Annotated in this window: 5 protein-coding genes and 2 pseudogenes; 5 read left to right on the top strand and 2 right to left on the bottom strand. The window is 68.7% G+C overall.

The window, feature by feature from the left end:
• The 3 genes and pseudogenes from WA944_RS01435 to WA944_RS01425 form a co-directional block, all read left to right on the top strand.
• A pseudogene (locus WA944_RS01435) lies at positions 1-420 on the top strand (hypothetical protein); the annotation flags it as partial.
• 133 nt (positions 421-553) lie between these two features.
• Positions 554-1,132, top strand: a complete 579-nt coding sequence (locus tag WA944_RS01430; protein WP_526370206.1) for an RNA polymerase sigma factor — start codon at positions 554-556, stop codon at positions 1,130-1,132.
• On the top strand, positions 1,125-2,276 hold the full coding sequence (locus WA944_RS01425; RefSeq protein ID WP_526370208.1) for an anti-sigma-D factor RsdA: 1,152 nt from the start codon (positions 1,125-1,127) through the stop codon (positions 2,274-2,276). The genes WA944_RS01430 and WA944_RS01425 overlap by 8 nt, the downstream gene beginning before the upstream one ends.
• Positions 2,277-2,297: 21 nt before the next feature.
• Here the strand turns inward: WA944_RS01425 and WA944_RS01420 are convergent, their stop codons facing one another.
• Positions 2,298-2,702 carry a DUF5319 domain-containing protein gene (locus WA944_RS01420; RefSeq protein ID WP_159232913.1) on the bottom strand — a complete coding sequence of 135 codons (405 nt, stop codon included), beginning with the start codon at positions 2,700-2,702 and terminating at the stop codon, positions 2,298-2,300.
• 254 nt (positions 2,703-2,956) lie between these two features.
• Here WA944_RS01420 and guaB point away from each other — a divergent pair, with 254 nt between their 5' ends.
• Both guaB and WA944_RS01410 read left to right on the top strand, forming a co-directional pair.
• Entirely contained in the window at positions 2,957-4,435 is a 1,479-nt protein-coding gene (gene guaB, locus WA944_RS01415) for an IMP dehydrogenase (protein WP_526370216.1), read from the top strand.
• Between the two features lie 39 nt (positions 4,436-4,474).
• The gene (locus tag WA944_RS01410; RefSeq protein WP_526370210.1) at positions 4,475-5,602 is read left to right on the top strand and encodes a GuaB3 family IMP dehydrogenase-related protein; all 1,128 of its coding nucleotides are present in this window, start codon (positions 4,475-4,477) and stop codon (positions 5,600-5,602) included.
• A 10-nt stretch (positions 5,603-5,612) separates the two neighbouring features.
• Here WA944_RS01410 and WA944_RS01405 read toward each other — a convergent pair.
• Positions 5,613-5,915: pseudogene (locus WA944_RS01405) on the bottom strand (TetR/AcrR family transcriptional regulator); the annotation flags it as partial.

Genomic DNA, 5,915 nt, shown 5'->3' with positions numbered 1-5,915 from the left:
GCGCTGCAGCGTGCGGCGGATCTGGTCATGGGATCGCCGGTGGCGCGTCTGCCCTTGCGGTTCGCGTGGGTGTCGGCGGAACTCGCGATGGTCCGCGGCGACGGCGGCGCCGCCGTCGCCCATGCCGAACACGCACTGCACCTGGCCTCGACGCTGGGGTCGACGCGCCACCTCGTCAAGTCCGGGGTGGTCCTGGCCGCTGCGCGGTGCAGTAGCGGCGACGTCGCTGCGGCACGTCGACAGGCCGATGAAGTGCTGGTGGCGGCCGGGGCATCCGGGTTGGTCCCGTTGCGGTGGGCGGTGGCGTGCCTGCTGGCCGATATCGGCAGCGGGCAGCATTCGCCCGTCGAAATCGCGGCCATCCGCGACAGCTGCGTCGAAACCGTGACCCGACGGGGCGGCGTGTGGCGATCGTGGTAACCCGGTTGTGCCCTGTCCGGTCGTTATTGTTTAGCTGAGCCGCACCCTGTGGTGGGGCCACCTGCCCACCGGCAGACCCACCTCCCGCGACGCGGGGAGTGCCCCCGACGTAACGCTGGAGATACCGCCCACGATGACAATTTCGGGAGAACATCTCGACGCTGTCGTCGCTGAGGCGGTCGCCGGCGACCGGGACGCGCTCCAGGAAGTGCTGAAGACCATCCGTCCTGTCATCGTCCGGTACTGCCGGGCGAGGGTGGGGACCACGGAGCGCAGTGGACTCTCAGCAGACGATGTCGCACAGGAGGTCTGCTTGGCTGCCATCACAGCGCTGCCGCGCTACAAGGATCAGGGACGCCCGTTCCTGGCCTTCGTCTACGGCATCGCTGCACACAAGGTTGCTGACGCCCATCGTGCTGCCGGGCGCAACCGGGCCGATCCGATGGATGTGGTCCCGGAGCGGCTGTCTGTCGAGTCGGGCCCCGAGCAGCTGGCGATCGAGTCCGAACGGTCGACCCGGATGAACGAACTTCTGCAGATCCTTCCGGACAAACAACGGGAGATCCTGATACTGCGTGTGGTTGTCGGGATGAGCGCGGAGGAGACCGCCACGGCCGTCGGCAGCACCGCCGGCGCGGTGCGGGTGGCGCAGCACCGCGCGCTGGCGCGGCTGAAGACCGAGATCATGGCGACGGGGCGGGACCATGCCTGACTTCGGACGCTGGACTTCCAACGGGGGTGATCCCTCCCTCAACGAGATCAACCGCACCGACCAGTTCCTCGACGCGTTGGCCGCGCAGGAGCCGGTGTATGCGACTGATCGCGGCGAAGCCGAACTGGCGAACCTGCTGGCAGGCTGGCGCGACGACGTCCGCGAGACGCCGATGGGTGAGCTGCTGACGACGAACGAGGCCGCGCAGGCGCTGGACCGTGTCACCCCGCGGGGCCGCGGCCGACGGCTGTCGCTGGCGGTGGTGGGTTCGGCGGCCGCCGCGGTGTTGTGCCTCGGCGGCTTCGGCGCCGTGGTTGCGGGGGCTGGGCCTGGTGACGCGCTGTACGGGTTGCGGACGATGCTGTTCGGTGAGCAGACCACGACCCGTGACGACGCGGTGATCCTGGCTGCCCAGACCGAGATGGCGCAGGTGCAGGAGCTGATCGAGCAGGGCGACTGGCAGGCCGCCCAGGACAAGCTGCAGACGATCACCACCACCGTGGCGACGGTGAACGACGTCGAGAGCAAGCAGGAGCTGGTCACGCAGTGGCAGGAGCTCACGGTGAAGGTCGAAGCGCAGGACCCGGCCGCCATCGTCGAGCCGGGCGCACCGCCGCCGGTCTTCCCGGAGGTGCCAGTGGTCGAACTCGACCCCGGCACGCTCGTCCCGCTGCTGCCCGGGACCACCGAAACCTCGGAGACCACCACATCGGAGACCACCACGTCGGAGACCACCACGTCGACTTCTGAGACGACTTCTGAGACGAGTACGTCGGAGACGGCGACCTCGGAGACGAGCACTTCGGCGACGAGCACGTCGCCGACGGAGACCAGCTCGCCGGTCTCTGAGACGCCGCCGACAACTACTTCGCCGTCGGCCACTTCGCCGTCCACGTCGCCCACACCGACGACCAGTCGGTCACCGGTGTCGACCACCACCACCACGTCGACGTCGGTCATCGCCCAGCTGTCCACGACGGCGCCTTCGCCGAGTTCGGCGGCTCCACCGAGTGCGGCGGCTCCGTCGGCGAGGTCGACAACTACGCCGGTACCGTCTCCGACTCCGACGGTGGTGCCGTCACCGACACCTGCGCCGCTGCCGACCACCACCACGCTGGGTGTGGCCCCGGTGGTTCCGGGCTGACTCGCCGGCTGTGTTCAGCCCTCAGCGATAACCGTCGGACTCCGACGTCGCCTCGTTGAGCGAGGCATCGGCGTACCCGCGGCAGTAGTCCCACGTGACGTAGGAATCCGGTTCCGGGTCGAAGGCCGGTTCGTGGGGGCGGACGGTGCCGTCGACGAGCAGTTGCAGCAGGTTCGCGCGCAGCATGTCCCAGTCGTGGTAGTGGTCCTGCTGGCATTCGTCACAGCAGACGACCAGACCGCGTATCCCCTTATGGGCGAGCAACGTCTCGTAGATCGCCAGGTCGGCGAGGTCGGCTTCGACCGCGGTGCGCTCCTGCGGGTCCAGTGGCTGACCCGGCTCCAGGGCGTCGAGCGCTGCCGACGGATCGCAAGGGTCGTCGGCGAACGGGTCGGGCGGCAGTCCTGGCGGCAAGTGATCTCGCACGACTCCAAGACTACGCAGCCTCCCAGGTATCGCGCCAGCGCTTCCGCGGCACGCCGACCAGGGAGGTGGTGCGATCGTTCATTGGAGGTGGGGAACCGAAACTGCGAGCTCGATGCCGATAAGATGGAGGTTTCAGGCCGTGCCCGGGCCTGGCTGCACCTGTTACTGGAGGCTTATCCGTGTCGCTTGCCGAAAGCAGCATCCCCCTCGCCGTTCCGGTGCCCACCGGCGGTGATGACCCCACCAAGGTCGCGATGCTGGGGCTCACCTTCGACGACGTCCTGCTGCTGCCCGCGGCCTCGGACGTGATCCCGGCCACAGCTAACACGTCGAGCCGGTTGACCCGCAAGATCCGGCTGAAGGTGCCGCTGGTGAGCTCGGCCATGGACACCGTCACCGAGTCGCGGATGGCGATCGCGATGGCGCGTGCCGGCGGCATGGGCGTGCTGCACCGCAACCTGCCGGTCGCTGAACAGGCCGGGCAGGTCGAGACCGTCAAGCGGTCCGAGGCCGGGATGGTGACCGACCCGGTGACGTGCTCGCCCGACAACACGTTGGCCGAGGTCGACGCGATGTGTGCGCGGTTCCGCATCTCCGGCCTGCCGGTGGTGGACAAGGACGGGCAACTTGTCGGGATCATCACCAACCGCGACATGCGGTTCGAGGTGGACCAGTCCAAGCCGGTCTCCGAGGTGATGACCAAGGCGCCGCTGATCACCGCCCATGCGGGAGTCTCCGCCGAAGCGGCGCTGGGTCTGTTGCGCCGCAACAAGATCGAGAAGCTGCCGATCGTCGACGGCAACGGCAAGCTCACCGGGCTCATCACCGTCAAGGACTTCGTCAAGACCGAGCAGTTCCCGCTCGCCACCAAGGACAGCGACGGCCGACTGCTCGTCGGCGCCGCGGTGGGTGTCGGTGAGGACGCGTGGACGCGGGCGATGACGCTGACCGAAGCCGGCGTCGACGTGCTGATCGTCGACACCGCGCACGCCCACAACCGGGGCGTGCTCGACATGGTGCACCGTCTCAAGACCGTGGTGGGCGACCGCGTCGAGGTGGTCGGCGGCAACGTGGCCACCCGGGCGGCGGCGGCCGCGTTGGTGGATGCGGGTGCCGATGCCGTGAAGGTGGGCGTCGGTCCCGGTTCGATCTGCACCACCCGGGTGGTCGCGGGCGTCGGCGCTCCGCAGATCACCGCGATCTTGGAGGCAGTGGCAGCCTGTCGTCCTTATGGTGTTCCGGTGATCGCCGACGGCGGGCTGCAGTACTCCGGTGACATCGCCAAGGCGCTGGCCGCGGGCGCGTCCACCGCGATGCTGGGCTCGTTGCTGGCCGGCACTGCGGAATCACCCGGTGAGCTGATCCTGGTCAACGGCAAACAGTTCAAGGGTTACCGGGGCATGGGCTCGCTCGGCGCGATGCAGGGGCGGGGCGCTGCCGGCGGCGTCCGCACCTCGTACTCCAAGGACCGCTACTTCCAGGACGACGTGCTCTCCGAGGACAAGCTGGTGCCCGAGGGGATCGAGGGCCGGGTGCCGTTCCGCGGGCCGCTGTCCACGGTCATCCACCAGCTCACCGGCGGGTTGCGCGCGGCGATGGGCTATACCGGATCCGCCACCATCGAGCAGCTCCAGCAGGCGCAGTTCGTGCAGATCACCGCGGCCGGGCTCAAGGAGAGCCACCCCCACGACATCACGATGACCGCGGAATCCCCGAACTACTCCACTCGCTGAGGCCCTCGGCCCTTTCAACGGAAGCTGAATATGCGCGACATGGTTGAGATCGGCATGGGGCGGACCGCTCGCCGCACCTATGAACTCGGCGACATCAACATCGTGCCGTCGCGGCGCACCCGCTCGTCGAAGGACGTGTCGACCGCCTGGCAGCTGGATGCCTACCGGTTCGAGATCCCTGTGATCTCGCATCCCACCGACGCGCTGGTGTCGGTGGAGTTCGCGATCGAGCTCGGACGGCTCGGCGGTCTCGGCGTGCTCAACGGCGAGGGACTGATCGGGCGGCACCCCGACGTCGCCGACAAGATCGCGCAGGTGCTCGAGGCCGCGGACAAGGAGCCGTACCCGTCGGCGTCCATCCGGCTGCTGCAGCAATTCCACGCCGCGCCACTGGATCCGGATCTTCTCGGGGCCGCGGTGGCACAGATCCGCGAGGCCGGGGTGACGACCGCGGTACGGGTCAGCCCGCAGAACGCACAGGCGCTGACGCCGGCGCTGGTATCGGCCGGCATCGACCTGCTGGTCATCCAGGGCACCATCATCTCCGCCGAACGCGTCGCGCAGGAGTCCGAACCGCTCAACCTCAAGACGTTCATCTCCGAGCTCGACGTTCCGGTGGTTGCCGGCGGTGTGCTCGACCACCGCACCGCGCTGCACCTGATGCGCACCGGTGCCGCGGGCGTGATCGTCGGCTACGGCTCCACCAGCGGGGTCACCACGAGCGACGAGGTGCTGGGCATCAGCGTGCCGATGGCCACCGCGATCGCCGACGCCGCGGCGGCACGTCGGGAGTATCTCGACGAGACCGGTGGTCGGTACGTCCACGTGCTCGCCGACGGCGACATCCACACCTCCGGCGACCTGGCCAAGGCCATCGCCTGCGGTGCCGACGCGGCGGTCCTCGGCACGCCGCTGGCCTCGGCCGCCGAAGCGCTTGGGGGAGGCTGGTTCTGGCCTGCGGCCGCCGCCCATCCGTCGTTGCCGCGCGGCGCGCTGCTCGAGGTGGCCTCAGGCGAGCGGCCTTCCCTGGAGCAGGTGCTCACGGGCCCGTCCGATGACCCGTTCGGCTCGCTGAACCTCGTCGGCGGGCTGAGCCGGTCGATGGCCAAGGCGGGCTACTGCGACCTCAAGGAGTTCCAGAAGGTCGGGTTGACCGTCGGCAGTTGAGGTAGCCGAGCTACTGCATGCTGCGCAGCGTGCGCGCCAGGTAGTCATCGATCAAACCGGTGCGCCCCGCCGGGTCGTCGATCGTGATCAACAACGCGTAGAGACCGAGCAGGAAGTAGATGGCGCTGTTCATCGGTGTCACGTCGGCGGCAGTGTCGCCGCGCGCCTGCGCCTTTTCGATCTCGCCGGCGACCAGGACGATCAGCGGATGATCGTCGCTCTCCTCGGCCGGCGGCCGGGTCGGGGAGAAGTGCAGCGCCAGAAAGTCTTTGAAGAGCAGCTCGCCGAGGCGACGTTCCAGGTCCATCACCAG

Source organism: Mycobacterium sp. (assembly GCF_049683355.1).
GTDB lineage: Bacteria > Actinomycetota > Actinomycetes > Mycobacteriales > Mycobacteriaceae > Mycobacterium.
This window is presented reverse-complemented; position numbering and strand designations above follow the sequence as displayed.